The sequence below is a fragment of the Bacillus sp. FSL K6-1033 genome (assembly GCF_038630765.1).
In the GTDB taxonomy this organism is placed as follows: domain Bacteria; phylum Bacillota; class Bacilli; order Bacillales; family Bacillaceae; genus Bacillus; species Bacillus altitudinis.
The window spans coordinates 1,607,692-1,634,600 of the sequence record NZ_CP152041.1 but is presented as its reverse complement, the minus strand read 5'-3'; the positions used below and the strand labels follow the sequence as shown (position 1 = coordinate 1,634,600).

General features: G+C 40.2%; 26 protein-coding genes. 3 read left to right on the top strand and 23 right to left on the bottom strand.

Annotation, left to right across the window (positions count from 1 at the left end; genetic code table 11):
* Window positions 1-4: 4 nt before the first annotated feature.
* Genes MHH31_RS08275 through MHH31_RS08210 form a run of 14 tightly spaced genes read right to left on the bottom strand, consistent with a single transcriptional unit; the run spans window position 5 to window position 14,103 of the window.
* Window positions 5-1,198: an acyl-CoA dehydrogenase family protein gene (locus MHH31_RS08275; protein ID WP_282833632.1), complete on the bottom strand. Its 1,194-nt coding sequence runs from the start codon at window positions 1,196-1,198 to the stop codon at window positions 5-7.
* The gene (locus tag MHH31_RS08270; RefSeq protein WP_282833631.1) at window positions 1,164-2,474 is read right to left on the bottom strand and encodes a type III PLP-dependent enzyme; all 1,311 of its coding nucleotides are present in this window, start codon (window positions 2,472-2,474) and stop codon (window positions 1,164-1,166) included. The genes MHH31_RS08275 and MHH31_RS08270 overlap by 35 nt, the downstream gene beginning before the upstream one ends.
* On the bottom strand, window positions 2,461-3,717 hold the full coding sequence (locus MHH31_RS08265) for an ATP-grasp domain-containing protein (protein ID WP_342495441.1): 1,257 nt from the start codon (window positions 3,715-3,717) through the stop codon (window positions 2,461-2,463). Before MHH31_RS08265 ends, MHH31_RS08270 begins: the two co-directional genes overlap by 14 nt.
* A 4-nt stretch (window positions 3,718-3,721) precedes the next feature.
* On the bottom strand, window positions 3,722-4,852 hold the full coding sequence (locus MHH31_RS08260; protein WP_342495440.1) for a nucleotidyltransferase family protein: 1,131 nt from the start codon (window positions 4,850-4,852) through the stop codon (window positions 3,722-3,724).
* Entirely contained in the window at window positions 4,839-5,975 is a 1,137-nt protein-coding gene (locus tag MHH31_RS08255) for an aminoacyl--tRNA ligase-related protein (protein ID WP_342495439.1), read from the bottom strand. The genes MHH31_RS08260 and MHH31_RS08255 overlap by 14 nt, the downstream gene beginning before the upstream one ends.
* Window positions 5,976-6,827: an HAD hydrolase family protein gene (locus tag MHH31_RS08250; protein ID WP_342495438.1), complete on the bottom strand. Its 852-nt coding sequence runs from the start codon at window positions 6,825-6,827 to the stop codon at window positions 5,976-5,978. It lies immediately after the preceding gene.
* Window positions 6,828-6,830: 3 nt separating this feature from the next.
* Window positions 6,831-7,913 carry a myo-inositol-1-phosphate synthase gene (locus MHH31_RS08245; RefSeq protein ID WP_342495437.1) on the bottom strand — a complete coding sequence of 361 codons (1,083 nt, stop codon included), beginning with the start codon at window positions 7,911-7,913 and terminating at the stop codon, window positions 6,831-6,833.
* A gap of 24 nt (window positions 7,914-7,937) precedes the next feature.
* The gene (locus MHH31_RS08240; protein WP_041090464.1) at window positions 7,938-8,744 is read right to left on the bottom strand and encodes a histidinol-phosphatase; all 807 of its coding nucleotides are present in this window, start codon (window positions 8,742-8,744) and stop codon (window positions 7,938-7,940) included.
* 16 nt (window positions 8,745-8,760) lie between these two features.
* Window positions 8,761-9,534 carry an SDR family oxidoreductase gene (locus tag MHH31_RS08235; RefSeq protein ID WP_058337328.1) on the bottom strand — a complete coding sequence of 258 codons (774 nt, stop codon included), beginning with the start codon at window positions 9,532-9,534 and terminating at the stop codon, window positions 8,761-8,763.
* A gap of 14 nt (window positions 9,535-9,548) precedes the next feature.
* Window positions 9,549-10,277 (bottom strand): SDR family NAD(P)-dependent oxidoreductase, encoded by a 729-nt coding sequence (locus MHH31_RS08230; RefSeq protein ID WP_274660281.1) that lies wholly within the window; start codon window positions 10,275-10,277, stop codon window positions 9,549-9,551.
* Entirely contained in the window at window positions 10,274-11,263 is a 990-nt protein-coding gene (locus MHH31_RS08225; RefSeq protein ID WP_212360354.1) for a phosphotransferase, read from the bottom strand. The genes MHH31_RS08230 and MHH31_RS08225 overlap by 4 nt, the downstream gene beginning before the upstream one ends.
* 4 nt (window positions 11,264-11,267) lie before the next feature.
* The gene (locus MHH31_RS08220; protein WP_337902783.1) at window positions 11,268-11,819 is read right to left on the bottom strand and encodes an AAA family ATPase; all 552 of its coding nucleotides are present in this window, start codon (window positions 11,817-11,819) and stop codon (window positions 11,268-11,270) included.
* A 14-nt stretch (window positions 11,820-11,833) separates the two neighbouring features.
* Window positions 11,834-12,868: a hypothetical protein gene (locus MHH31_RS08215; protein WP_335350595.1), complete on the bottom strand. Its 1,035-nt coding sequence runs from the start codon at window positions 12,866-12,868 to the stop codon at window positions 11,834-11,836.
* A 5-nt stretch (window positions 12,869-12,873) separates the two neighbouring features.
* Window positions 12,874-14,103, bottom strand: a complete 1,230-nt coding sequence (locus tag MHH31_RS08210) for a methionine adenosyltransferase (protein ID WP_045034279.1) — start codon at window positions 14,101-14,103, stop codon at window positions 12,874-12,876.
* A 109-nt stretch (window positions 14,104-14,212) separates the two neighbouring features.
* Between MHH31_RS08210 and MHH31_RS08205 the strand changes: the two genes are divergently transcribed.
* On the top strand, window positions 14,213-15,295 hold the full coding sequence (locus tag MHH31_RS08205) for a serine hydrolase domain-containing protein (RefSeq protein ID WP_161565246.1): 1,083 nt from the start codon (window positions 14,213-14,215) through the stop codon (window positions 15,293-15,295).
* Here the strand turns inward: MHH31_RS08205 and MHH31_RS08200 are convergent.
* From MHH31_RS08200 to MHH31_RS08185, 4 genes are read right to left on the bottom strand one after another with little or no spacing between them, the layout of a single operon-like run.
* The gene (locus MHH31_RS08200) at window positions 15,292-16,461 is read right to left on the bottom strand and encodes a hypothetical protein (protein ID WP_178930148.1); all 1,170 of its coding nucleotides are present in this window, start codon (window positions 16,459-16,461) and stop codon (window positions 15,292-15,294) included. The genes MHH31_RS08205 and MHH31_RS08200 overlap by 4 nt on opposite strands.
* 23 nt (window positions 16,462-16,484) lie before the next feature.
* Complete coding sequence (locus MHH31_RS08195) at window positions 16,485-17,630, bottom strand: nucleotidyltransferase family protein (RefSeq protein ID WP_259254251.1); 1,146 nt, start codon at window positions 17,628-17,630, stop codon at window positions 16,485-16,487.
* A gap of 5 nt (window positions 17,631-17,635) precedes the next feature.
* Window positions 17,636-18,214, bottom strand: a complete 579-nt coding sequence (locus tag MHH31_RS08190; protein ID WP_096881410.1) for a CYTH domain-containing protein — start codon at window positions 18,212-18,214, stop codon at window positions 17,636-17,638.
* Between the two features lie 19 nt (window positions 18,215-18,233).
* A complete protein-coding gene (locus MHH31_RS08185; RefSeq protein WP_342495436.1) occupies window positions 18,234-19,247 on the bottom strand; it encodes a hypothetical protein in 1,014 nt (337 codons plus the stop codon).
* Window positions 19,248-19,348: 101 nt separating this feature from the next.
* Between MHH31_RS08185 and MHH31_RS08180 the strand changes: the two genes are divergently transcribed.
* A complete protein-coding gene (locus MHH31_RS08180; protein ID WP_041507289.1) occupies window positions 19,349-19,609 on the top strand; it encodes a phosphopantetheine-binding protein in 261 nt (86 codons plus the stop codon).
* Here the strand turns inward: MHH31_RS08180 and MHH31_RS08175 are convergent.
* The 3 genes from MHH31_RS08175 to MHH31_RS08165 all read right to left on the bottom strand — a co-directional run bounded on the left by MHH31_RS08175 (window position 19,596) and on the right by MHH31_RS08165 (window position 24,171).
* Entirely contained in the window at window positions 19,596-21,311 is a 1,716-nt protein-coding gene (locus tag MHH31_RS08175; protein ID WP_342495435.1) for an ABC transporter ATP-binding protein, read from the bottom strand. The genes MHH31_RS08180 and MHH31_RS08175 overlap by 14 nt on opposite strands.
* The gene (locus tag MHH31_RS08170) at window positions 21,308-23,077 is read right to left on the bottom strand and encodes an ABC transporter ATP-binding protein (protein WP_342495434.1); all 1,770 of its coding nucleotides are present in this window, start codon (window positions 23,075-23,077) and stop codon (window positions 21,308-21,310) included. The genes MHH31_RS08175 and MHH31_RS08170 overlap by 4 nt, the downstream gene beginning before the upstream one ends.
* A gap of 173 nt (window positions 23,078-23,250) precedes the next feature.
* The gene (locus MHH31_RS08165) at window positions 23,251-24,171 is read right to left on the bottom strand and encodes an aminoglycoside phosphotransferase family protein (RefSeq protein ID WP_342495433.1); all 921 of its coding nucleotides are present in this window, start codon (window positions 24,169-24,171) and stop codon (window positions 23,251-23,253) included.
* Between the two features lie 170 nt (window positions 24,172-24,341).
* Here MHH31_RS08165 and MHH31_RS08160 point away from each other — a divergent pair, with 170 nt between their 5' ends.
* On the top strand, window positions 24,342-24,605 hold the full coding sequence (locus MHH31_RS08160) for an acyl carrier protein (protein ID WP_052463354.1): 264 nt from the start codon (window positions 24,342-24,344) through the stop codon (window positions 24,603-24,605).
* Window positions 24,606-24,657: 52 nt separating this feature from the next.
* Here the strand turns inward: MHH31_RS08160 and MHH31_RS08155 are convergent, their stop codons facing one another.
* Window positions 24,658-25,890, bottom strand: coding sequence for a pitrilysin family protein (locus MHH31_RS08155; protein ID WP_041090488.1), 1,233 nt, complete (start codon window positions 25,888-25,890; stop codon window positions 24,658-24,660).
* Window positions 25,891-25,923: 33 nt separating this feature from the next.
* Window positions 25,924-26,817 (bottom strand): polysaccharide deacetylase family protein, encoded by an 894-nt coding sequence (locus MHH31_RS08150; protein WP_223255630.1) that lies wholly within the window; start codon window positions 26,815-26,817, stop codon window positions 25,924-25,926.
* Between the last annotated feature and the right edge of the window lie 92 nt (window positions 26,818-26,909).

Here is a 26,909-nt window from a genome sequence, read left to right as displayed (position 1 = left end):
GCCATCATACCCAGCGATTTTTTAACGGGATAATGCCCAGCTCTTTTTTCGCAATCACTTCTTTTAATACATCTTCTGAAGGCGGATGAAATTTTGCCGCTTTCACATCTCGGCTTAAGCGCTCGAGCAAAGATCCTTGCTGTAATGAAGAAAAACCCTCGACCTGAGAAGCCAGCTCCACGATTTCTTCTGCCGCCTGCGTCACAAAGTGTTTAGTAATCAGCGTCTTCGTATACAACTCACTCGAGTAATGAGTTTGTTTCTTTTCTCGATCTGCTTGCTGGGCACAGGCCATGAGCTGAGAATGTGCAACATCTAATTTCATTTTCATATCTGCAATACGAAATTGTTGACCTGGTAAAAAGGCTGATTTTTTCTTAGAAATTCGATCATTCCTTTTATATGCCATACCGAGTGCATGTTCATATGCTGCCTTTGCAATCCCGTAATAAACAGCGGTAACAGCTAAACGAAACCAATAGATTAAATGTTCAGTATCTTCTATTGCGTAGCCTTCCCGCCCGATGAGCTGATGATCGGGTATAAACACTTGATCAAAATGAATGTGATGACTCATCGATGCTCTCATTCCCGAATAATTCCACGATTCCTCCACCTCAGCACCTTCACTCGGTAATGTCATTAAGAGCGCCGTCATTCCATATTGAGATGTGCATGACGACGGGGCATACTCACAATAGATTGGCAAATATTTAATGCGCGGTGCACCTGTCACAGTAAACTTAGTTCCACTCACAAGATATCCGCCATCTGTTTTTTCGGCGGTGATGGTTGGAATTCCCTCCATTTGCTTTCGCTGATAAATAAAAATCACATTCGGGTCGCTGACAGAAGCGATGAACTCTCCTGAATGCCGAATATCATCAAATACCGAAGCCTGCTGCTCACTTGTCAGCACTTCAGAAAATGCGCCGAGCGAATAGTAATGCATCGCCATAATGAGGCCTGTTGACGCACACCCTTTAGATATGTGTGACAACAAGGTGATCGTTTCTTCAAATCCATATCCAAGACCTCCGTCTTGTTTCGGCATATTGGCGACATGTAATCCACAATCAATCAGCTCGTCTAGATTCTGATGCGGGAACCGAGATTCGGCATCCAGCTGCCCTGCTCTTTCTGAAAATTGGTGAATGAGACGATCAATCGTTTCTTGTCGAAGCTCTGTCAGTTTCATCTTCACCCCTCCTTTGTCTAAAGAGTGATCTATTTTGTTTCAATAAGAGATCTTCCGGTGTCCCTCTATCTCGCACAACATAATCGTTCCCCTCAAACAACAGTAGCTCAAGCGGAGAAGAATGACCTAAAAATAAGGTAGGGCTGTAGCTCAGTCCATATGCACCAGATTTCTCAATACAAAGAAGATCCCCTACTTCCCCTTGAGGAAGCTCCACCTGCCTGCCAATTAAGTCTTCTGGTGTACAAAGCGGACCAACAATTGATTGTTTCACTACGTCTGCGGTGTTGCTGGAATGTTTAATGAGCCGCATAGGGTAATTATTGCGGAGCAGTCTGCCTCTAAACGTCATCGCTTGATGATGATGCATCCCGCCATCTGCTATTAAAAACGGCTGCCCTTTTGATTCTTTTACATATTGTATGGTTGTTAAATAAACACCACATTCTGCTAAAAGAAATCTCCCCATTTCTATAATAAACCTCGGAAATTCAAGCTCAGTTTCATATGATCTAATCAAATCCGCTACGTGTTGAAATAGCCTTTCAGCATGAAGCGGTGTTTCATGCTGAAAATACGGAATGCCAAAACCGCCACCTAAATCAACCATCTGGCATGTTCGACCATATTCATTCTTGATTCGAACAGCTGTGTTGAGTGTGTATTCAAACGATGATAAAAGCGATGTTTCATCAAGAACTTGAGTTCCCAGATACATATGGATACCTTTAAATAGCAGCGAATGATCATACTTCTGAAACAGATCAAATACATCATTCAGTTTAGATTCATCTATTCCAAATGGACTTGGAACTCCGCCCATTTTTATTTTGGCTCGTGACTCAATTGATTCTGGATTGATCCGAATGCCTACTGATGCCTGCTTGTCTTGACGTTTTGCAGACTCAGCGATGTAGGTGAGTTCTTCCTTAGATTCGGCGATAATACAATAGATCTCATGCTGAACAGCGGTATCAATCTCTTCCTTCTGCTTACCCGGTCCAGAAAAAATGATATGCTGCGGTGAATAACCTGCTTTTATCGCCATGAAAAGCTCTCCTTCAGAAGCCACTTCTATACCAGCCCCAAAAGACCGTAACAATGATGCAATCGAGAAATTTCCATTGGCCTTAAATGAAAAGAACACCTCAGCTGTTTGATGGAGCCATGATGTAATGTGCTCATAGTGCTCTTTCAATGCATCTCCATCGTATACATACATCGGCGTCCCATAACGATTCGCTTTCTCTAAGAGCGTAAAGTCATTTTCCAGCACATCTCCTCCTCCTTTCTAATGAAAATTCCATCTCATCAAACATTGTGAGCATATCAATCTGCTTGTCCTTCTTCATATGGTAAAACAAGATAAACAATCGATAGTGCCACATATCATCAGATCTCGTCTTACCAAAAGTATAAATAAAGAACCCGCCATCTTCTCCCGGATTGAGTGCTTCTGTTACCTCCGTTAAGACATCTTCAAATGGCAGGTCAGCGCGGCATGAGAATCGTTTAAAGCGGCTTTCGATATATTCGTAGGTTGAAAAAAAACGACAAATCAGTGGGAGTAAATAAGTGACCTGTGTGAACCGGGCATTTATTTCAATGATCGGTATGAGCTGTTCATTTTCATCAATAATTGAATCGACACCAACCACACCACGATACCCTTCATCATAAAGAAGCTCTATGATTCGATGCATGCTTGCTTCGTATTCACGTTTTTTGTCCAATTCATACACAGGCGCAAAATCCGTCCCTAAGTAAATGCCGTCCTCATTAATTTTCTGCTCTGTAATGGAGAGTAAGTGTGACCCCTCCTCTTGAATGAGCAATTGGGCATTTAAGGAGCGTTTAATCGGATGCCATCCCTCTAAGAGCAAATCCGTTTCGATATTCCTTCTTTCAATAAAGGTCAGCAGCTGCATAAATTCTCGGTCATTTTTTAAAATACGCAGCCCCTTCCCAGATGATCCATAAGGGATTTTCAGAACCATTTTCGAGAAATTCTTCGCCTTTAATTTTTCATACGTCTGTTTTAATTCGTCAGCATGATGACAGATAGCGCCGCACGTGACGTTAAACAGATGTTCTTCTGCCCATCTTCTAGTAGAAATCTTATGATTGAACCGCTTTACGAGCGTAGCATTTGAGCCGTATATCGTTCTTTTTTCAATCAATGCTTCTTTTTCAAGGGATTCATCTAAAAGATACGGTACAATAAGTCCATTTAATGTAAATGCATGGTCTAGTTGAGTCATATGCGGAAGCTGGACACCTTGATTTTCCAAATAGGCTAAAAAAGCTTTATCAGGCTGATGATGCAAGATGACATGATGCTCTTTAGATGCAATCAAAAGCAGTTGTTGTTCTTGCTGAAGAACCAGTTCATTTTGAACATGATCTGTCATGACTGGTAAAGCTCTTGTTTGATCCCAGCTTTGTTCTTGATTCATATTCCCATACCAAATCACGTCATTTCTTCCCTTAAAATCAAATAGCGATGCCGGATCTTTCATGACACTACTCCTTATGCACAGAATGCTTGTTAATATCTAAAGATCGATTAATATGAAAGAATCGTTTGCGAATTGGTTGATTCCAAGTATGAACGACATCATTTGCATCCAGCACTTCGGATAAATAAGTAAGCGATTCAGGCTGAAGTGCATCCATGACAAGTTCAGGAATCGTTTGAGGAAAGACCTCATTCACATAATGAAAAGCAAAATAGACCATCTTTTCAAAGCCATACGCTTTCGTCTGGCGGACAAACAAATCCACATCGAGTAGGTCTTCCTTCATAAACATGCCATATATATCTAGCAGTTTATAAAGCAGTAAGTCTTTCATTGACTCCACTTCATTTAAATAAATCGCTTCTTTATAAAAATGAATACATAGGAAAAGAAGCATATCCTCTTCTTTTAAAGACCATACAAGGTGCTCGTCAACAGACGTTTGAATTCGTCTAGACAGCATTTCTTTGACGATTGAATCCGTTCGGTTCCCTGTCATGAGGTCAACTGAAAACTGAACATCAATTTTATGACAATCAATAAAGCGGCAATCTGGTGTAGGTTTCATATAGGTGTAGGTTTGATGTGAGTTCATGATGAGGTAAAGGATGTCTTTGCGTTTGGCAGGTGTGACTGTCTCCGTTTCATAGTTCCAAGAACCTTGAATATAGCCTAATTCGTTTAATACGTGTCCAGTTTCTTGCAGCTGATCTTGTGAGATAAAGAGATCGTTGTCCCCAAATAAGCGAAGCCCAACATCACCGTAGGCCCACTGGCCAATCACACTTCCTTTTACAATGGCATATTCAATTCCTTTTTGATCAAGTGCTTGAAATAACTGATCATTGAACTTGATATTGTCTCGAGCCGTTTCTAGTTGACCCTTATACATAATCTCTAATGACTTTAAAAAATAAGTCGCTTTAAACTCTTTTCTTAAATGAATGGCATAACGTTTAATATTCTTCCACGCAATTCCTGCTGTCCGGTGAACATGCAGCATTCCGAGAATGACATTCCAGTCTTGCTGCTTATACAAAAGCTCCTGCATCTCTTCAATTTGACTGGCTTTTAAAAAAGGATTGGATAAGATGAGAGCTGTATGTTCTTCTTGAGTCAGATTACTTTGCAGCATAGCGCTCCTCCTTTAAATGACGCATGTCTTTCGGCCAATCCTTTCGATTTCGACCGTATGTTTGTAAAAACACTTGAACCCAACGATCGATCCCAAATGCCGCACAACCTGAATAAAGCGGCAGACCATCTTCTCCGCTAATATGGAACCTTTCGCAAAGCATCTCTCCGCAGTCATTAAAAGAAGCGATTGAAACGTCTTTCTTTTCTGTCACAGCGACTAATTCATATTTGCTATTAGCCATTAATTGATAATTCGCTTTATCCATATCATCATAAAAGAAAAAAGGGTCATTTGCGGTCGTGACCTTTCCACTTAGACCAAGTTGATGAAAGCATTCCCATGTGTTTTCAAGGAGTGTTTTTCTCGTTTCATTGATAAATTCTTGATGACCAATAAAGACAATTTCGCGCATACTAAATTCTATTTTCCTGAGAGGGTCCACTTTCCAAGAGATTTCATGTCTAAAACATTGCCCCGTTGCTGTCATCATTTGATTGTCTGTATACGTCTTCCCTTCCCATTCCTCATAGCAGTGATAACAAATACACGGCTGTAAAAAACGGCCTGCCTGCTGGAAGTGTTCAGGCTGAAAACCATGATGCTTTTCTCGAATATCATCAATGATTTGATAATCATGAGGGATCTCAAAAACAGAATAAATATTTTGCGGAAAATTCGTATGATACTTACATTTTTCCATTAAATCTTTACTGATCGTCGAAGGGTATCGCCTTATTTTCGCTCCAAGCGAAATCCCTATATTTAAAAATAATTGATCAAAGTAGTTTGAAAGTTCCAATTCAACCTCATCATAGAAGGTTCTTTTCTGATCTTCCTCGCTTAGTTTCGAATGAATAGGCTCACTAGATAAATGAATATTTGATTTTATTTCTTTTTCACGAAATCTCCGCAGCTGTGCGATATTTGACGATAGATTCGAAAACGCAGTTGATATTGCTTCTTTGTCTCCCATTTTATCTACGGTTACTTCAATCATAGATTCCTCTTCGTTAAGAGCCACGTGCACAATATGAGCAGATAGAAATGAAACTCTTTCCATAAAATCCGATATCATTGTATCTTCTAATGCTTCTGGTAAAGGCAGTTGAAGGGTCCTCAACTAAATACCTCCCTTTTCATTGATAACGTGCGGCGTTTCAAATGATTGTAAAACTTTAAATAGATAATCAGAAATAGGCTCCTGTAAATGAACATCACTTAACTCAATCGCCGACGGATGACTATCTTGAACGGCTAGCCCCCACTTGGCCTTCTTCAGCATCAGCCTGTCATTATGACCATTTCCAAAGGCAATCACACGATCTAAATCTCTTTCTCCAAAACAATCGAATAAATAGTGCTCAAGCATGTCTGCCTTACAAATCCCTTTTGGAGATATGACTTGAGCATTTAAAAACTGGGCATCTGCTACGTCGCAATGACAATTTTTTAATTGTTGAGCAAGATCCACTTTTTCTTTTGGTAAAATAAATAGTTTTGTGACACGCTCAAAGTTGAATTCTTTCTTGTGACCAACCTCTATTTTTTCTCGTGGAAAGGTGTATAGCATGCAGTATTTCAACTTAGCGCTTTTACTTGATGCCACGTGCTTTCCATGAGATTCCATGACAAATTCAGCTTTTCCATCAAGTGATGTGATGATCTGTTGGCATAAAGCTGCATCTACATACTGCTTCACCTCAAATGTTTTCTTTTCATGATGACAAATGACATTCCCATCATTCAACAAAACATCATGATGAAATAAGGCGAGTAGAGATCGATCTAAATCCAGTGAGAAGAAAGAATCATAGGTTCTTCCTGTCACAATAATGGGTATAATGCCTCTTTGGCGCAGCATGTTCACTGCGCCATGGACATCACCAATAAGCTCGCCTCTGTCATCAATTAATGTTCCATCCAAGTCAAAAGCGGCAAATTTTATCTTGCGAAGATTGAGTTCCGCTTCCACTGGTTACACCTTTTTCAGCTCAGCATTTGCCACATATTCATTGAACAAACGCAATGATTCTGAATCAACTTGTCCAATTGGTGGACTCTTAAATAAGAATGGGCAGACGTCATGTATGACACCGCTATGATTCATATCTTTAGCTGCTTTTGCAACACGCATCGCATTCGCAATGACACCAGCTGAATTCGGACTATCTTCTACTTGTAAACGAATTTCAAGTGAAATGTCAGAATCTAAAACCGAATTCCCTTCTAATCGCAGGAAGCAGACCTTATGATCCCCTAAGTAGCTGACATAACCATTTGGACCTGCTGCCACTTCACTGGCATCAATCCCTGAAGCGAACAATGCTTTTCTCTTCGATTTTTGCTTACTCGTTGATCTCATAGGGTTGGCTAGGTTTAAAAAGTCCGTATTGCCTCCAACATTTAGTTGGTACGTATTGGTGATATCAATCCCGCGGGATTTTAATAGTTCAATTAAGGCTGTATGCAGTGTGGTTGCACCTAAGTGACTTCTTAAATCGTCTCCAAGGAGCGGGGTCTCCGACTCTTCAAACATTTTGACAAACTCAGGATCATTTGCCACCGGTTCAGGTGTCGCATTAATAAAGGCTGTTTGAGCGTGTGCACACGCCTCTGCGTACACACGAACTGCTTCAAACGAACCTGTTGGTAAGAAGCAGACGAGTACATCTGCCTGAACATCTTTTAACCTTTGCGTCACATCATGTGTTTTCATGTTCAGTGAATGTTCATGTGGTTGAATGCAGTTGGACAAATCTCCTTCAAGTCCATCACATAAAGGACCTGCTTCGACGGTTACTTGGAAAAACGGAACATCGATATGTTTCACTGCAGCTGTTGGTTTAGTTAAAATGGCCTCTGATAAGTCTTTTCCGACTTTATTTTGATCTACTTCAAAAGCGGCAACAAATTCGACATCAGATAACTGATAGCCTCCAATGACGTCATGCATAACACCAGAGAGCGTATCCTTCTTTTCCTTAGCCAACTCAACAAATTGAACGATACTTGACGCACATGATCCTACTCCTGCAATTGCTACACGAACTTTTGTCATTTTCATAACCCCTTTTTTATGAATTTATAGAGCCAATTTTCGCTTTTGACGAGATTGAAAAATACACCATTCCTGGTAACCTAATTCCTTTAGCGTTTGTTTCACTTTCAGCCAATCATCTGCCACGCGGGCGGGCTGATGAGCATCTGAGCCAAACGTGACATCCACACCATAAAATTTGGCTCGCTCTAATAGATCCATTGATGGATACCAGCCTCCGCAGTCTTTTGTTTTGCCAGAGGTATTCACTTCAATCACAGAACCACTCTCCGCAATGACTTTTAGTGCATCATCGACAGCTTCTGTTTTGAGATGAGCAATTTCTGGATAAAAACCTTTTAAGGCGTCAATATGCCCTAAAACGTCGAACATTTGACTCTCAGCAGACATCTTAATCAACTGGTAATACGTCTCTTTTTCAATGATGGCTTGTTGCTCTGTGATTCGTTCCCAGCGTTTCCGGTTGAATAGATCGTATCCATTACTGACATGAACCGAGCCAATGATATAATCAAATGGATAATGTCGATACACGTCTCGGTAGAGGGCTTCGTGTTCTGGAAAATAGTCAGATTCAACACCTAATAGCACGTGAATTTTCCCCTCATATTCCTTTTTCAATTGCAGGACTTCCTCTACATATGATTGAAATTCACTCTTCGCCATCGCTACCCATGGTTTAAAATGATCAGCCTCTTCACCAAAAAACGGGGAGTGATCCGATATTCCGATACATTCTAGACCTAGTTTAACAGCCTCATCGATATATTCTCTGATGTTTCCCTCCGCATGACCACAGCGCTGATGATGTGTGTGCAGATCAAATTTCATCAAAATGTTTACTCCTCTACATGGCAGTATAGCCGCCGTCAACCATTAAATTTTCTCCTGTGATAAAACTCGCTTCATCAGAGAGAAGAAAGATGACAGCAGATGCGATCTCTTCTGGATCAGCTGTTCGTTTTAACATGTGCATCCCTCCAATATCAGGGTGCTGATTTGCTTGCTCTCTTGTCAACCCAAGTTCTTCCAAGTGAAATCGTTCGTTATTTTTGTTCCACACCGTACCGGGATTCACTGCATTCACACGAATACCTGCATCCGCCAAATCCATTGCCATGCATCGCGTCATATTCACGACGGCTGCTTTTGTCGCATTGTATGTTAAATATTTCGGCTGGGCAATATGACCTGAAATGGAGGCAATATTTACAATGGATCCTTTTCCTATTTTCTCCATATAAGGTGACGTGTGTTTAACACATAGGGCTTGCCCCATAATATTTAAGTCCATGATGCGCCGCCATTCTTCAACAGTAGCTTCAAGGCCACGCATGATAAAAACGGCTGCACAATTCACAAGCATGTCAATTTTCCCAAAATGATCGACTGTTCTTTCTACCATTGAGACAATGGCTGCCTCATCAGCAATATCAGCTTCTATAAACAACACATCATATCCAATTTCTTTGAGCCTTTTTTCTGCTGCTAATCCGTAATCTACATGGTGATCAGCAATGACGACTTGCGCCCCTTCTTGTGCTGCTCGTTCTGCGACCGCATATCCAATCCCCTGCGCCCCGCCTGTCACAATCACTGTCTTTTCTTTCATCCCTCGCATGTAGCTGCCTCCTCTTACCACTGAAGTCTTTTACCGTCTCTTAGTAGCTCCCCTGTTGGTCCATCTCGGGGGAGCTGTGCCGCCCATACGATTCCTGATGCACCTTCCTGTACAGTTTTAACAGCCTCTGATGTCCCCATGTCCGTTTGTACCCAGCCAGGACAAACCGCATTCGCAAGAATAGAAAATGGCGCCCCCTCTAAAGCCGTGACTTTTGTCAGAACGTGCAAAGCCGCTTTTGACATCCTGTAGTAAGGACCGCTTTTTCCGTCACGCCTAACATCGTTTGAAGCGGAGATGGCGGAGAGCCTTCCCATGCCGCTAGATACATTGACGATTCGTCCATATCCAGCCTCTTTCATGTAAGGGAAAACCGCCTTGGTCATTCTGGCTGCGCCATACACATTGACATTCATCGTTTCTTGAAGTGTCGATACAGGAAGATCTAAAAAAGATGGAAAGGCGTCATCCATTATGTTGTCAAGAAAGACTCCCGCATTATTAATCAGCACATCCACTCTTCCGTACGAATCCTTTATAAAAGCCGACAGACGTTCAACCGACTCTTCGTTTGTCACATCCAGCTGGTAGGGCACAACCTGCTCATTTATATCAGAAGCAGCTAATTCAGCATTTTCAATCTGCCGTGCTGTTAAAATGACAAGCATGTCATCTTGCGCAAGTTGTCTGCACACTTCTTTTCCAATGCCCCTATTTCCACCAGTGACAACAGCAACCTTCATATCCTCATCTCCTTTTGGAGATACCACTCTTCTTTCAGCTGGCTTGATGCGGATTCTAGTGCTTCCAAGGACCAATCAATATACCAGTTCAATAAGTGAGGTGTGTAAGTATGCAGAAGTGTTAAATACCGACCTGTCGGAATATATAAAAGTCTGATAAAACCAGATATAGAACGCCACTCGTTTTCAGATAAGTCATTGGCATATGCCTTTAAAAATTGAATCGTTTTCACAATGTCTAGTTGAAATGTTCCCCGCTTGATTCTCGTTAACAAAAAAGCAGATATGGCTGCATCATAAATTCGTGGTCTATAACCTGCTGTATCAAAATCAAGAACCATGGCGAGCTTCTTATGACGGATGAGCAGGTTGCCAGAATGAAAATCACCATGTGTGACAGCATGTGGTAATGCCTCATACAGACTAGGATTTAGCAGCGTGAGTACATTCATCAGCTCCTGTTCATACACTTTAAGCAAAGAAGCAGCCTTTTTAGAAGAAACGACTTTCTTTAATACACTTGCCGTCTTATCCAGTGTTTCGTCCGGTGAAGTTATCCAGTTTTTCAATTCACAGTTTGGGTTCACAGGCCCTTTCGGTAAGTTCTTTAATGAATGAAGTTGTCTTAATACCCGAATGGCTTCTTGTTCATCTGAACGATTTCCCATTTCATATGGCCTTCCTTCAAAATAGGGCCGCAACTGCCAAAAATGTTCTTTGAATAAAATGGTTTTACGACCGTTCTCTGCCTCTATCATTGGTTGAATCGGGAAACCATGATCAAGCAAAGCATCTGTTAAATCTTCTAAATATTGAAGCCACTTTGCATCATGATTTCTCGCACATTTTTTTAAGACAAAGCGGTTTTTAGCATCCTCTACAAGCCAGCCTTCATTAGGGCTTCTTCCGTTTAAAGGTGTTAAGCGGATTGGCTGTTCCGAAAACCAATATTTCAGGACATTATCAGCATCATCAGATTTCATCATGTCCTCACCCCTTTTTCTCAAGGCTTTTGATTTTCCTAAGTACCAGATCTGCTGCTTCCTGCTTGTCTATGCGCAGGCATTTCACACGTGATTCTTTTTTTAATTTATGAAAAAGCTTCTCGTTTTGATGGAGCACCTCTGGATACACATGAAAGGCATATGAGAAAAATTGGAGCGCATTACCTATTCGCTCCTTATTTCCATTCCAAAGTTTTTCCCTTGTCATGAGCCGCTTGAACGTCCTTTTCATGAGACGGGGGAATGTCTTCCTTCTCTTCACATCAAGCCATATGATCGTATCAGCATATTCAGTCAAGATATGGTGAACAGATGAATATTGACCATCAATCACCCATTTCTTTTGTTTAACAACTTCATGGACGTTATCGATAAACAACTTCCGATCTGTTTTTTTCCAGTTCGCTTGCCAAAATAGGGCATCGAGCTCATAGTGAGGTAACATGAATTCCTGTTTCAAGTGATGGGCAAGGGTCGTTTTTCCAGATCCAGGTGGACCAACAATCCATATTCGCTGGCTAGCTCCTTCATTATTCAAGTGGTTCCCCCCTGTTACAGAACACGTTCATGCTTTTGAATGTCGTTTCTCACTTTCGTTAACAGATCTAATGATTCATCCCAATTGAGGTTTTCAGTTAATTCAAATACTGGTACTTCGCTTGAATGAATGGACACATCTTCACATAACAGATCTAGTGATTCCTCCGAAAAGCCATTTTTCTTTAACAACTGGCCAAAAAGTGTATGTGCGGGAGTCAGCCTTGTTTCAGGTGTACGAAAATAGTGAATCATTCCCGCCATTGCTTCTACAGGTCCTGGTGACAGGTGAATGCCATTAAATCGAGTACACACGTTCGTTAAACCAAACTGTTTTTGCTCCGACAGCAGCATGTGTTTAAAAGAACCTGCTTTTGCCTCTTTAGGGTCCGTTGCACCGATAAAATCTTCTCTTAACATCCTCATAGGCTTCTTTGAAAAACATTCCATGACGATAATAGACTTTGCAGGTGCAGTGAACCACTCAATTTGACAAGGGTGGAATGAATTGAGCAGAAGCATCTGTTCTCCATCCACCTCGGCCTTTATGGCGTATGTGCCCGCACCTAGCTTGTCCACCTTCATGTTCCGTGTAAGAAGCTCTAAACCATATGGCGTAAGCTCTTCGTACTTTTGTAAAAATTGATGGCCTCCATATATGAAATGTTCCTTCTGTTTAAACTCTGGATATTTAAAGAACAGCATCTTTTTTGCCGTATCTGACAATTCACTCAGACCGTTTTTAGAGATTTTGTTCAGCATCCCATATTGTTTTTCTATTATTTTCTTTTCTTTCAAATATAAGGATGATATAACGCGCACGGCTCCTATTTCTATATCATGATTATCTAAGCGTAGGAAAAGTTCATCTAGTATTCGATCAAGCTGTACACCTTTATGGATACTGGTTAATTCAGGCTTTAGCATCAATAGAAGATGATGTTGATTCAATTGTTGGTGTTTTTCAATTTCATATGGATGAATGGTCACTGCCATGGGTTCTTTTGTATGAATACATGCATGAACGGCATCAATGACTTTTTCTTTCATCCTTATTACCACATTGTCACGCCTTTAAAAATTAAATCTTTTGTCACATCGCCCATCGAATGGACCGCATTCATGACAATGTCTTCAATTCTCTTTCTATCCACTTCATTTCCATCCCACTGTTCAATACGGACGGCAATTTCATCAGGGTTGTGGAGCGGTGCTTCTTTTGAAGTAAAGATATGCACTTCTGTTGGCTTTTGAATGGTCTCAAAAATTTGATCTGCCAATCGTTGTGCGAGCACTCCATACAATTTCCCTGTATGATCAAGCGGGTTTTTACCAGCCGGCGCTTCAATACTCATAGACCGCATTGGGGTGATCAATCCATTTAATCGATTTCCTCTTCCAACAACACCTACATCGCCTGTATCTGCTACAGAACCAAGTGCTGTTAAGTACGGGCGACCATTGCGATCTGTTGCGTTCAGCATAAGATCAGGCGTAAGTCCTAACGTTTCATGAATATAGCGAGCAATTTGATCCTGACACTCTTTTTTACGGGCAAAATATTCCTCAAGACTATGAATATCTTTTGCTAGAAAAGGCATGTTTACTATGAGTTTGAAATCTTCATGACGTCTGCTTCCAAATATTTTCACATCCCAGCCGGTATCTGGGTTCACCTTTTTAAATTCTGGTCCATTCACATAACGCTCTGTATAGAGAACGAGCTTCTCAAGACGGCTTAACGGGGCATGAGCATGCAGTAAATTACAGTCATTTGAAACAAGCTTTGGATCCCCGATCTCGATCATATCTGTTTCAACCATCGGACGATATCTTGAATTTTTACGCCCTGCCCCTTGATGATCAACAATCCGGCAGTCAATGACGAGATGTTCGTCAGCATCAAATCCGGTCGTCACCTCTGATAACACATCTTTGGCTGCATCGAAAAGAATCTTTTTAAGAGGAATCGGCTCATCACCATATGCGTATGCCCCTTTTCCAGCAAACACAACTTGATAAGGTTTGACCATTGTTCCTTTTCCGTACGTTACATCAGCATCTCCACCAAGAAGCATCACTTTGTCAAACCAGTGGTGTGCTACTCTGCCGAAATGCTCCATGCAATATTGAGAATAATATTGAGAAGCTCTTTCTGCGATGGCGTCACACATCGTATCTGGATGCCCTACTCCTTTACGTTCTACAAGCTCATATGGAATTTGTTCGATATCTTGGCCATCACCTTTTAAAATATCAAGAATGGTTTTTTGAATTGTTTTCATTATCAATCGCCCGCTCTCTTTTAAAATATAAAAATATTGATCCTTTACCTTAAAACAACATGAAACATTTGGTAATATATATATATTCTGTATGAAAGAGGTGTCTATTTTGATCAATGAATCGATCCTACAACGCTTGCAAGATACAACCACTGATATTAAGAAGTTATTGAATCAACATCAAATTCCTGGCTGCTCTATTTGTATTTCTCATGAAGATAAGCACATTTGGTCGTGGCATGAGGGCCTAGCTGATATTGAAAGCGGCACCCCTGTTACAAAAGACACAACCTTTCGAATTGGTTCTGTGACTAAGCCTTTTACTGCAATGGTCATGATGAAAATACGAGAGGAAGGATTGATTCAACTAGATGAGCCTATTCATACTTACGAACCTTTACTATCTTTCATAAAAAGTCACATATCTGAACCAATTCCACTCACTTTTCGAATGATTGCCTCTCATATCTCAGGCCTGCCCAAAACACTCGATAAAGCAACTCATCTGCGAGATATGACATTAGCTCAGTGCATGGAAATACTGACTATTTTTACACCGCCTTGGTCTATCATCAATTATTCCAGTCTTGGCTATTCAATCTTAAGTAAAGTACTAGAAAAAGTGAGTCAACAGCCATTTAGAGAATTAGTGCATACCCACATACTAGAACCGCTCGATTTGCAGCAAACTGGATTTATTGAAACTGCATCGACAGCCAAAGGGTATACCCTTTCTTCCTCTGGTCTTTCCGGCATATCTTATCCAAGTGCTGAAACACCATCTTGGGAGGACGGTTCAAGCGGACTATTCTCTACAGCAGACGATTTGATTCGATTCATTCAAGCTCAATACGACGGAAACCGTCTGCTTCATCAGCATTCGCTAAAAGAAATGCAAAGCCCCGTTATGGTTGAAGAAGATTTCACTAGAGGTGTTGGTCTTTCATGGTTTTTGAGACCTTTTAACGGATTCACCTTAGCTGAACATAGCGGAGAAATTAAAGGCTTCACCTCCTATATTGGCTTCATTCCAAAGCGTAAATTAGGTGTTTGCATTCTCTTAAACTCTGACGAAAGGCTCGCTCGGCCGATTGCCGACATGCTCTTTCAAATCATGCTGCCAGCAGATCACGAACTGATGAAAAAGCGTGAAGACCGGCTCAAACGAATGTTTAGACAATCGTCTCTTTAAATGGAACTCACTTTTTTGTTTAATAAATCTGGAATCGCGTCCTGCAGATACCTCGGATCACCCTCTAAATAAAAACATGGCATATTGAATAAATGATGGATCAGCTCAGATGCCTTTTGTTCCAGAAAGGTATCTGACACATGCCGAAGGCCGAGCCAGCCTTTTAAATAGTCAGGATCTTCTGGTTCTCTTATATTGGCGACCATGATGTCTTTTGCTCTCTGATCATCTTTTTTTACTGGTACAAGCCTGATCTCACCTGATCCTATTTTGAGTGAAGGAAAAATCACCATATTTACTTTCGTAGAGCTCCGAATCGTTGTTCCTGTCATGTCAGCAGCTTCTTTTGGTGTAATTTCAAACTTACAGCCGCTCGCCCATTTTTCTTTTGCCTCTTCCTCTGTTGATATGGTTTCATCCCATATTCTTTTATCTTGAGACCGGCTGAATTTTTTGTTTTTCAGTTCCTGTATATTTGTTGTGGCTTGGACGGTTCCTACTCCAAGTGCTAAGCACATCGGCCATCCATACACAGTAAGTTCCTGATCTTCAAGCACTGAAATGGAACGATCGTTTGTGATGAAATCTGCTCCTCCATGATGCAAAAACTGCCACATAGTGGTTGACTTCCCGGCACCTTTATCGCCAATAATGAGCGCTCCTTTTTGGCCATCTTCAAAAGAGACAGCCGCTGCATGCGTAAAGCATCCACCTTGGTTTTCTAATGTTCTAAGGGCAATTTCTCGAACGATTCGCAGTGGACAGCGTATCGCAGATTCATTATTGTTTTTTCCAATCACAGCATAACGCCCTTTAAAGACCGCCACACTGTGCGGCTCGTCACCTTCATGCGAGGCAAACAATACTTGATCGTCTAATTTCAATCGTTTGTAAGTAAACTTCCTTTTTGCTGTAATCGTTTCACCCTTTTGAAAGCACGCATTGCGAACGGACTGTTCAAACTCAGGATCAATGATGAACCGTATATCAATCTGTGAAGGCATATCCCCCACATGGCTGTCTGGTTCTTTCGGGATATAATGTTCGATATCTTCAATTGCCAGCGATTCGGTTGATAAAATGTGAAAATGAATACCTGCAAACACAAATGATTTTTCATAAGGAAAATCGTTCTTTGGCTTTTCAAAAAGCGCTTTTATCTCCATATAGAATCCTCCTCTTCATTTTGCTACTGCCTTTCAGGGAACAGCTGTACGACAGGCTCCTCTTCAAGCTCATCACGATTATCCAAGCTGAAAAAACGCTCAACAAAAGATTTCTTCCACATTTTCGAAGAACCAAAATCATTTTCTCCATAGGCTTCTAAGAACGATTGGTCACTCATGTCTAACTGCTGCAATTGATCGATATAGTTCGTTTGATACAATAAATCTACAAACGTAAACGTGTAAAAAAGTGCTTTCTCGGCCCCTAATTCCTTCGCTCTTGCTTGCAAAGCATGCCAATCAAGTTGGTTTTGCTCTTCAGCAAACTTGACGTACTCCCTTACATCGCAAAACTTAATCAAATTGAGATCTGCATGTAAATAGACATACTGTACATTTGTTGCTTCCTTGTATAAATGGAAAGCAAGATGAATGAGAAAATCTAAAGGTTCAAGCATATAAGTATCCGTTTGCAAAAATGACTTTTCATTAGCAGCATCTAGCAAGGCATTTGTCGCGTCGTAGTTTTTTTTCAGCTCAACATCGTATGAGAAATCAACACGGTGAACCTTTAAAAAGTCTTCTCCGCTCCGTTTAATATGCGAATAAAGATTTCCGGCATTCATTCTCCACATCATTTCTTCTTCTCGGGAAATCGGTATTTCTTGATCGGTTGCCCAGTCATATTTCCCGATGATAAACCCTTCCTCCTTGAGCAATGAAGAAGCTCTTTTTCGATCATCTGGATGAATTAAGAAATCAATGTCTGACATCATTCGGAGTCCATAATCTTTGTAAACAAGAGGCGTTAAAATGGCTCCTTTAAGAGGGACTGCTTTCAGCTTTGCTTTTCGAAATGTTTGTAAAAGACGCTTTAATTCCTTGAATCTCTCCATATTTTTTTGGCGATTCCCGATATAATGATAATGAAGTAAAAATTTGTAGGTTGTCGTGATTTTTTTTTCATCATCAAGGCGAATCAAATGAGGCGTCATCAGTTGAAGTACCTTATGTCTTGATGCAAGTCCAATCAATTGAGGTACATCGATGCCGTCTTTTAATACATCTCTCATCAACTCTTCTTCTTTTTCATTTAATTGAATACGTGAGCCAAGTAATAGTAGCCTCTCTTCATTTGAGAGAGTGGATTGATCCAAAACAGCCCGCATGTGGATTACTCCTTCCCGTATAGTGATTTAAATCTAGTGATAAATCGAGAGCGTTTCCCTTTTCGATTGACTGGTATGTCCAAATCATCCGTTAGTCTATGAAACCATTGAGCTGCCTCATATGCTTTTTCACTGTCATATTCAATTTCTAATTCATGATCTGTGATGCCAAGATAGCTGCTTTGATCCAAATCCACTTTGATGCCTGTCTCGATATAAAAGGTAGTTCGTTCAGTAACCAATAGTCCTAACAACTCTGGCTGTTCAGTCATTGTAAAAGGTAAAGACGTTACGATGTTCTGTACATCTAGTTTTTGCGGTAGATCCTCAATAGGAAATGACTTTTCTTCTCTTACTCTTTTATAACCAGACGTTTGACTGGGACATTTGATCTCAAGTGTTCGTTTGCCGCTGGTTTGACGGACCCGTACGGTATAGCCATATCGTTTTAATAAAAAATCTGAGGTGTCGTAATAGTAATTGAAGTTCATTAAATAAGTAGGTTGATGATTTTGACTTAACATGTTGTAGATGTGTTGAAAATCTGTTTGTGACAACAAATATTTATACTCCTGCTCAACCATGACTCACCTCCAAAACGTCTTACACGACCATATCGGATTGTTCAAGAAGCTCTTGAATGAGAAAGGTTCCTTTCTCTAAAGAAGTAAATGCCTGTTTTAATGAATAACAAGGGATCTTTTCCGCTAGATGTTTAAGAAATGGTTCTAGCTCTTCGGGTGTCGGTAAAGTGAAATATGGTAATAGAAATTCATTATGTCTTCCAGGATTGATCACTGCGTGCTCCTTTAGACGTTCCGCTGCTTCATGTGGACTGATTTTCGAAAGTGCGGCACCCGTTTGCCCATGAGGTAAAAACTCAGGAAACACCATGACATCAATTTTCCCCATTGTTTTGACTTCACGTGAAAACCATTTTTCTAATTCCTCCGGATAGACGAAATGATAGTTCTTATCATCTTCATTAAATGGGTGACTCGATGTTTGAAGCCTATATGGTGTATCAAACTTTTCAATGGCTTCAAAAGAATCTTTCCGAATACTCATAGATCTCGGCCAACCAGTTCCTTTGTACTCGTTGTTCGTATATGAAATCCCTATATCATCGTTTGTGATGTACGTTGCATCGGTTAAGGATAACAAGGATAAAATGGTGGATGTTTTGCCCGCTCTTGATCCGCCTACTAGTGCAATCCCTTTTTGATTCATCTCCATCATGCCGCCATGCAAATAAACAAGTCCATCCTGATAACACAAAAGGCGAAGCAGTACTCTTATTAATCGCAGTGCGTGTTGTGCTGTCCATCTGACATCTTTTGGTTCATCTATTACAACGACTTTCTTCTCTCCGTGATACAGGTAGCGGCAGCGAGGTTCCATCTTGGTTTGATAAAAGACTTCTTCAAGTGGCACTTCTGTTTGAATGTCTTGTGCATATTTGCTGGTTAAAATCGTCCAAACGTCTCCTTCAAGTCTGTCTGTTATTTTGCTGCACTCAACATAGGGATGTACTTTACTGATGACTAAATTCTGAACTGATTCATCTGCCCCTAATACCACACGAACATTATTTTTTTGATAGCTTACATATGACAATGAATGCCACCCCTTATGATAGATTGATAAAAACAATTGCAATTTTCTCCTTAATCCACCAAAATATAACACATATTAATCTTTTAGAAAGGAGCCACGACATGAATGAACTGACACGAACAGAAGTTGAAGAAAAAATTGTCCAACTTGTGATGAATAAGTTGTCGCTCACTGAGCAGCCAGGCCTTGATGATAGTTTAAAAGCTTTAGGATTAAATTCTGTCCAAATTGTCTCTTTTGTTATTTCATTAGAGGATACCTTTCACATTGCGTTTGAAGACGAAGAATTACACCCTGACCACTTCCGCACCTTAGATCGACTTTTTACTTTGGTCAAAACCAAACTGACTAAGACGCTGTGATGACCTGCGCCATAAATAAAGAGCGGTAGTGCGAGGAGGCTTCCATCAGCTCCTCATGAGTACCGCAGCTTTGAACGGCACCGTCTTCAAGTACATAGATCATATCTGCATTTTGTATGGTCGATAATCTGTGTGCAATCACAAGCAATGTGCTTCCTCCTTTTGTATCGTCTATCCCTTTTTGAACCTGCCTTTCTGTCTGCCGGTCAAGGGCCGATGTCGCCTCATCCAATATCAGAAAATCAGCCTGTTTTAAAAGCGCTCTAGCGATAGCTAAACGCTGTCGTTGTCCCCCTGACAAGGAGATTCCCCTCTCTCCAATGACTGTATCAAATCCTTTTTCAAGTCCTTTAATGAAGGGAAGAATTTGTGCAATCTCACAAACCTGTTCAAGTTGTTCTTCAGTAATATCAGTTAACCCCATGATGAGATTGAGGCGTATGGTGTCTGGGAAGAAATAGGGTTCTTGCGGGACAACGGCTACTCGTTTTAAGAAGTGAGATGGCTCTATCTCTGATCGTTCAACGCCATTTACTAAAACGTTTCCGCTATCCGGTTGATAAAGTCCCAGTGCCAGCTTTGAGATAGTCGATTTCCCGCTGCCACTCGCTCCAACAATGGCCACTTTTTTTCCTTTTTGAATATGAAGATTCAAGTCGTTTAAAGCCCCTTTAGATGTTTGTTCATAAGAAAAACAAACATCTTCAAACACCACATCTTCCACAGAATGTATTCGTTTCGTTCCTTTTTCTTCGTTTTCTATTTGCAGTACTTCTGCAATTCGATGAACAGATGCACGCTGCTGGAAAAATTCAAATACATACTGGAATAACTCCTGATAACTTTTCATTAATTGAGAAGCATATTGGTAAATGACGACAAACAAGCCGATTGACATGTTTCCTGCTGCTACTTGATATGTGCCAAACACAAGCACAGATAGTATTCCAAACCATTTCAATGGTTCTGTTAAAAATAGAAGCTTATTTTGAAACTTACCTTCTTTTATGACACGATCCATCATGTTGTTAAATAGCTTTTCATACAAACCGATTTCCCATTTACGTCGATCAAATGCAACCACTTCTCTTGTAGAAGAAATTCCTTCTTCGACATGCACGAATAGATCCGACTTTCTCTCTTGCACTTCTTTTGCGATGTTTGTTGCCGTTTTCGCCATTTTTTTACCGACAATGAAATAACACGTACTTGCAAAAAGAAGCAAGAAAAATAATACAGGACTCACATATAGTAAAATGATCGATAAAACAACGGCCATAAAAATGGTTTGTACAATCTTCGGTATATGTAAAGCAGCTGTGACAGCGACTGCCTTTACATCTTGGTTAAGCTTGTGTAGATAATAACTAACTGGATGAATTTTATATGATCTCATCGATACTTGCTGAAGCTGATCTAACATCATTTTCTGTAATGAATGGTGGATGGTAAGGTAGTTTTTGTGCATCACATATGGGCTGGCGACAAACATGACAACATAGACAAGAAAAATGATGGCAAACAGCATCAAGATATGGGGGAAATGTTGATTGCCGCTATTCAAAAGGACATCGTCAATGAGCCACTTTTGCAGCCCAATCATGGCTAAATTAGCTGCTGCTTCAATCAAAACGAGTAAAAGAGCGAGGATGAGCATCCATTTTTGCTTTGTGATCAAAAGAAACAGCCAATTTTTCCTCATGTTACACCTGCCTCCTTTTCTGAGCGGTCAGACGCCAATTGATAAAAATGTCCCTTTTTTCTCATCAATTCATTAAAATGTCCAGTTTCTAACATACGACCGTCTTCTATCAAAATAATTCTGTCAAAATGTCTTACAGTAGATAAACGATGAGCGACTGCAATAACAGTAGATTCCTTAAATGTTTGATGTAATGCCTGCTGGACTTTTTGCTCGCTGACACTGTCAAGAGATGCTGTTGCTTCATCGAGTAATACAACACTTGGATTTTTAGCAAATAGCCGGGCAATGGCGATCTTTTGCTTTTGACCACCAGATAGTTTTAATCCTCTTTCCCCAAGTATGGTGTCGTATCCGTTTTCTAGTTCTCTTATAAATGAGTCGCAATCAGCTTTTTTAGCGGCTTCAATGATCTGTTGATCTGAAAGACTTGTATCTCCAAAACGAATATTGTCCTTTACACTCATATTAAATAAAAACGTTTCTTGAAAAACAAACCCCATCGCACCTCTTATTTGACTAGTAGATAAACAGCGCAAATCAACTCCATCAAGTGTAATCATCCCAGATGAGGGGTCATAAAAGCGTCCAATTAATTTAAGTAGCGATGTTTTCCCTCCACCGCTCGTACCGACAAGCGCCACTTTTTCACCACGCCGAATATGTAGATTCATCCCCTTTAATAAAGGAGGATGATTGGGATAATGAAAATCAACGTCATGAAACACGATATCGCCTTCGACTTGATCAAGTAGTATTGGGTGACGAGGCTCTCTAATATCGGGTGTTTTTTTCATAAAATGATATAAAGGTTCAATTTGAAAGGTTAAGATTCGTTGTTCTGTTAGAAGTGTGACAATAGAAGTAAGAATATGCATTGCTGAAAAATAATATAGTATATATGCCACAAAACCGCCTGTCGTCAGCTGGCCATTATTTACAAGGTAGATGCCGAGAGCAAATGTAGCTAGAGCACCAATATAATAAGTGAGCCTGCGGTTGCTTCCTCGTAAGTAAGCGAAAAAAACATTTTTTTCATGATCTTGGCGGACCTGTTCATGCAGTTTTTGAATCCGCTCCATGTCCCAATTCATATAACCTAAAATTCTAAGCTCTTCCATTGAAGCAAGACTTTCGTATAATTTTGTTTGCAACGTGCGAAAACCTTCTGCACTTTGTCTTCCGTAGATCGTTGCCTTTTTTTCAAGCCAAGGTCCAAAGATATAGTAGAGAATAAAACTTGGAATGATGATGAGAGTGAGTAAGATAGAAATTTGTATCATAAAGTATAGTGAGATGGCGATAAATAGTGTCTGATTGATAAATTGTGGGAAGTAGCGTCTGTAAATTTCTTGTACAGCTCGTGTTTGTGTGTTAACAAAGGAGAGTGTTTCACTAACAGAATGTTGTTCGTAGTATGAGAAACCGAGTTGACGGATTTGCTGGAAGGCAGCAAATTGTGAATCTCTTGAGGCTTGTTCGATTAATTTTCTTTGCCATAAATTTCGTGCAGCTGTCAGTATAATACCAAGTGCTATCAAGCCAGTCAGGCCTAACAATAATCCATTCATTTTAGAAAAGTCTTTTGCTGGCAAAATCGTTTCAATAAAATATTGAATAAATTTAGGTATAATGAGTTCGCTCAAGGTAATAACGAATCCACTCATAATGACTAGAATCACTTTACCTGTATAAGGCTTTAAAAATGAGAGTGTCCATAAATATACACGCCATAACTGCTTTGAATCTTTGTCGATTTGTTTCAATCCATCACCAGCCTTTTGCTCTTTTTCAACAAAAAACGGAATTTTTTTACAACTTTTTCGATCCTTGTTTGGATTATATAAAATGTTTCTACTCATGACAATGTGTAATTTGTATCATTATAACAGAAAAGGCAGTGACTTCCATCACCGCCTAATCGTCCTATATTTCACTGTTATCTAGTGATACGCGTATACCAATGAGGTTCTATTTGACGAAAATAATCATGATCTTTTAATACATTTTCTAGTCTTTCAATCATCTCATCCATTTGACCTGGATCAAATTTAATGACCCACATAATCGATGAAAAGATGCTCATTGCGACATATACAGAGTAAAGCTGCCAAAAATCAGCTGGTATTTCACCATCAAAATACCCATTGATTTGACCAGCCGCAAAGGCTTCACTTGTTTCTCTACTGAAAAGAGCTACTTTATAAAAATCATGAATGGGGTCTCCCCAATCAAAATTATTAAAATCAATAACGCCTGCATATTTATCATTCTTTATAATAATATTCCCTAAATGAAAGTCATCGTGCTGAAATTGGTTAGGCCTTCCCTTCACCTTATCGATGTGCTGTGCGATAAACTGCGCAACTTTTTCATCCCCTTCTATGGAGATACCGCTTTCCCGATAAGCAGTTAAATATCGATGATGCTTTTTCACAACACGCTCTTCCCAAGGTTCGATATGTGATGGCGCTGGATATGTATGCATGTTTCGTAAATCCCGTCCTGCACTTACCCCGATCGCATACTGCTGTTCTTCTGTTAACTGACTCATGATTTCTTTTGCTTCTTGACCTTCTACAAACGATAAAATATAGTACACTTGCTGTGTTTCATCTAGAACACCCATTTTCACTGGATCAGCACACTGAACACCGTGACGTCTTAATTGGGAAAGGAGCTCAAATTGCGTCTTTATTTTGTCATATTGGTCTTGATCTGTGATTCGAAGGACATACTTTTCACCTGATGACATCGTCACGATCCATTTTTCATCTCGAGAATAGCCTTTATCAATCTGGTCTGTGGAGATCGCTTTTTTTAATAAGGGAATGTGCTGCACAAGGTCTGTTTTATTCATGGATTGATCCATCCTTCCCAGTCTCTTTTCTTCTCACTCTACCAAATTTTTCATTTGAAGAGAATGATCAACAATTCCTATTTATATCGAAACTGCTTTACAATGTTTTTCCATTCTAATATAGTTAATTTATGTAAAGAATAGAAAATTTGTAAAGAGGAGCGTTGCAGATGAATGAAACGACGGATGCCCTTTCACTATCAAGTCAAGTAAAGGATTTGGTCCTGCGTTCTTTGGACGATGATAGCAAGATTTCTATTGGTGCAGATGAAGAGTTAACAAATCACGGTCTCGATTCAATTAAAGCAGTTTCACTCATTTTGGAATTAGAAGAGGTTTTTGATATTCAATTTGCAGATGAGGAACTATTGACCGAGCACTTTTCGACAATCAATAAAATTGTTCATCAGCTGCAAAACAAGTTAGCTGATTAATCTTTAGACATGAAAAAAAGGCATCTCTTTTAAAAGACATGCCTTTTTTTGATTAAGCAGAAGGTACATCACCCGTTGGACTAATAAGCGAGAGGGCATAATCTTCTGTAAAGATTCTTTTCGATAAATTGTTCACGCCGTCTAATGAGACGCGATTGATTTCATCAATAATTTCATCAAGCGTACGATGTTTGCCAAGGAGTAATTCATTTTTACCATTTCGGCTCATCTTGCTGTTTGTGCTTTCAAGACTAAGCATGAGGTTGCCTTTCATTTGCTCCTTAGAGTTTTCAAGTTCTTTCTGCGTAATTCCCTCACGTTTTAAGACGTCTAATGTTTGTAAGATGGTTTCAGATAGCAGATTCAGCTGTTTCGCTCCAGTTCCACCATAGATCGTCAGCATTCCGTTATCTGCAAATGAACTATGATAGCTGAATACAGAATACGCAAGTCCTTTATCTTCTCTTACGTCTTGGAACAACCGGCTGCTCATGCTACCGCCTAGAACATTATTTAAGACGATTAAGTCATAGATGCCCTGATCTCCAGCAGGAAGTCCGTTAAAGCCCATGCAAAGATGCGCCTGCTCTGTTTCCTTTTTGCGTGTCAGTTTGTCATAGTGGAATTGCGGGGCTTCGACAGGCTGCTTTTTCCCCTTTCCTTCATACGAGCCAAATAATGTTTCGACCTCACGAATGAAGGTGTCATCGACGTTCCCTGCAACAGAGATGACGACGCGATCCGGCGTATAGAATTCGTCCATATATTTTCGAAGGGAATCACCGTTAAAAGTAGAGAGTGTTTCCTCTGTCCCTAAAATCGGATAACCTAATGAATGATCACCGTAAATAGCTTTGCTTAACAAATCATGAACGATGTCATCAGGAGTATCTTCATACATTTTAATTTCTTCATAGACCACATTTTTTTCTTTCTTCAGCTCTTCTTCGTCAAAAGCAGAGTTGAAAAACATGTCACTCAACACATCGAGGGCATAGCCAGCATGTGAATCAAGTACCTTTGCATAATAGCAAGTATATTCTTTTGACGTAAAGGCATTCACTTGACCACCAATGCGGTCAAAGGATTCTGCGATATCACGTGCAGATCTCGTCTTTGTTCCTTTAAAGAACATATGCTCTAAAAAGTGTGAGATCCCATTTACTTCTGGTGTCTCATGTCTAGAACCTGTTCCAATCCAGACGCCAATTGCGACAGACCTTACAGTGGGATTGTTTTCAAGTACAATTCTTACTCCGTTTTGGCATGTATACGTTTTGACCAAGTTTTGCTCCTCCTATTCAACAAACAGATCGCATCACGGGTGTCTTTTTTCACTTAGGAGGTCAGAAACCGTTCCTAATTCATATCCTCTTTCTTTGATTTGAGTGATAAGTGCGTCAAGACTTCTCGCTGTTGCGTCTGTTGGATGCATTAATATCATCGCCCCATTGTGAATTTTCCCAAGCACTCGTTTTTGTAATACAGCTGGTGATGGTTTTTGCCAGTCGATCGTGTCTACTGTCCACATAATGGTTTCCATTCCTTCTTGTTTCGCAAGCTTTACTGTTTCTTCTTTAAAGCTGCCACTTGGAGGCGCAAACCATATCGGTTTTTTCCCAAGGGATTCTTCAATTTGGCGATTTGTTTTAATCATCTGCTCTAATGCTCGTTCTCTTGTCAGTGTGCGCATATCCGGGTGATTGTATGAATGATTTCCAATTTCATGACCATCTGCCACGATTTTTTTAGCAAGGTCTGGACTGTTTTTCACCCATTTGCCTTCTAAGAAAAAGGTTGCCTTCACTTGATGCTTTTCTAGTGTATTCAACATCTTTGTTAAATGCTCGTCGCCCCAAGCTACATTGATCAGGAATGCATTCATCTTTTTGTCTGGATGTCCCTTATAGATAGGTTCAGCACCAAGTTCATGTAAATGGACAGATGGTTTTGTTTCTTTAAAAACAAGCAGCTTTTCATCGAAAGAGCCCTGTTTTTTCATTTTTTCGTAAGAAGCATCGATATCGACTGTCTGTCCATTTAAACCAGGCATCTTTTTCCACACTTTATCAATCTTAGCATTTTGCGGCTTCTCTTCATAGTCAGAAGACTTCGATTCGATCTCTTGATACAGAATATCTTTTGAAACAGATGCTACCTCGGCGTGCTCTTTCATTGAATTCATATATGTAACAGCAGCCGGCTGCTTCATCGTTTGATATGACACGAGCAGTAAAAATACAAACACAAAGAATGGTATCGTTTTTTTCAATGGTTGTCCCTCCCCTTTACCACAAATTATGA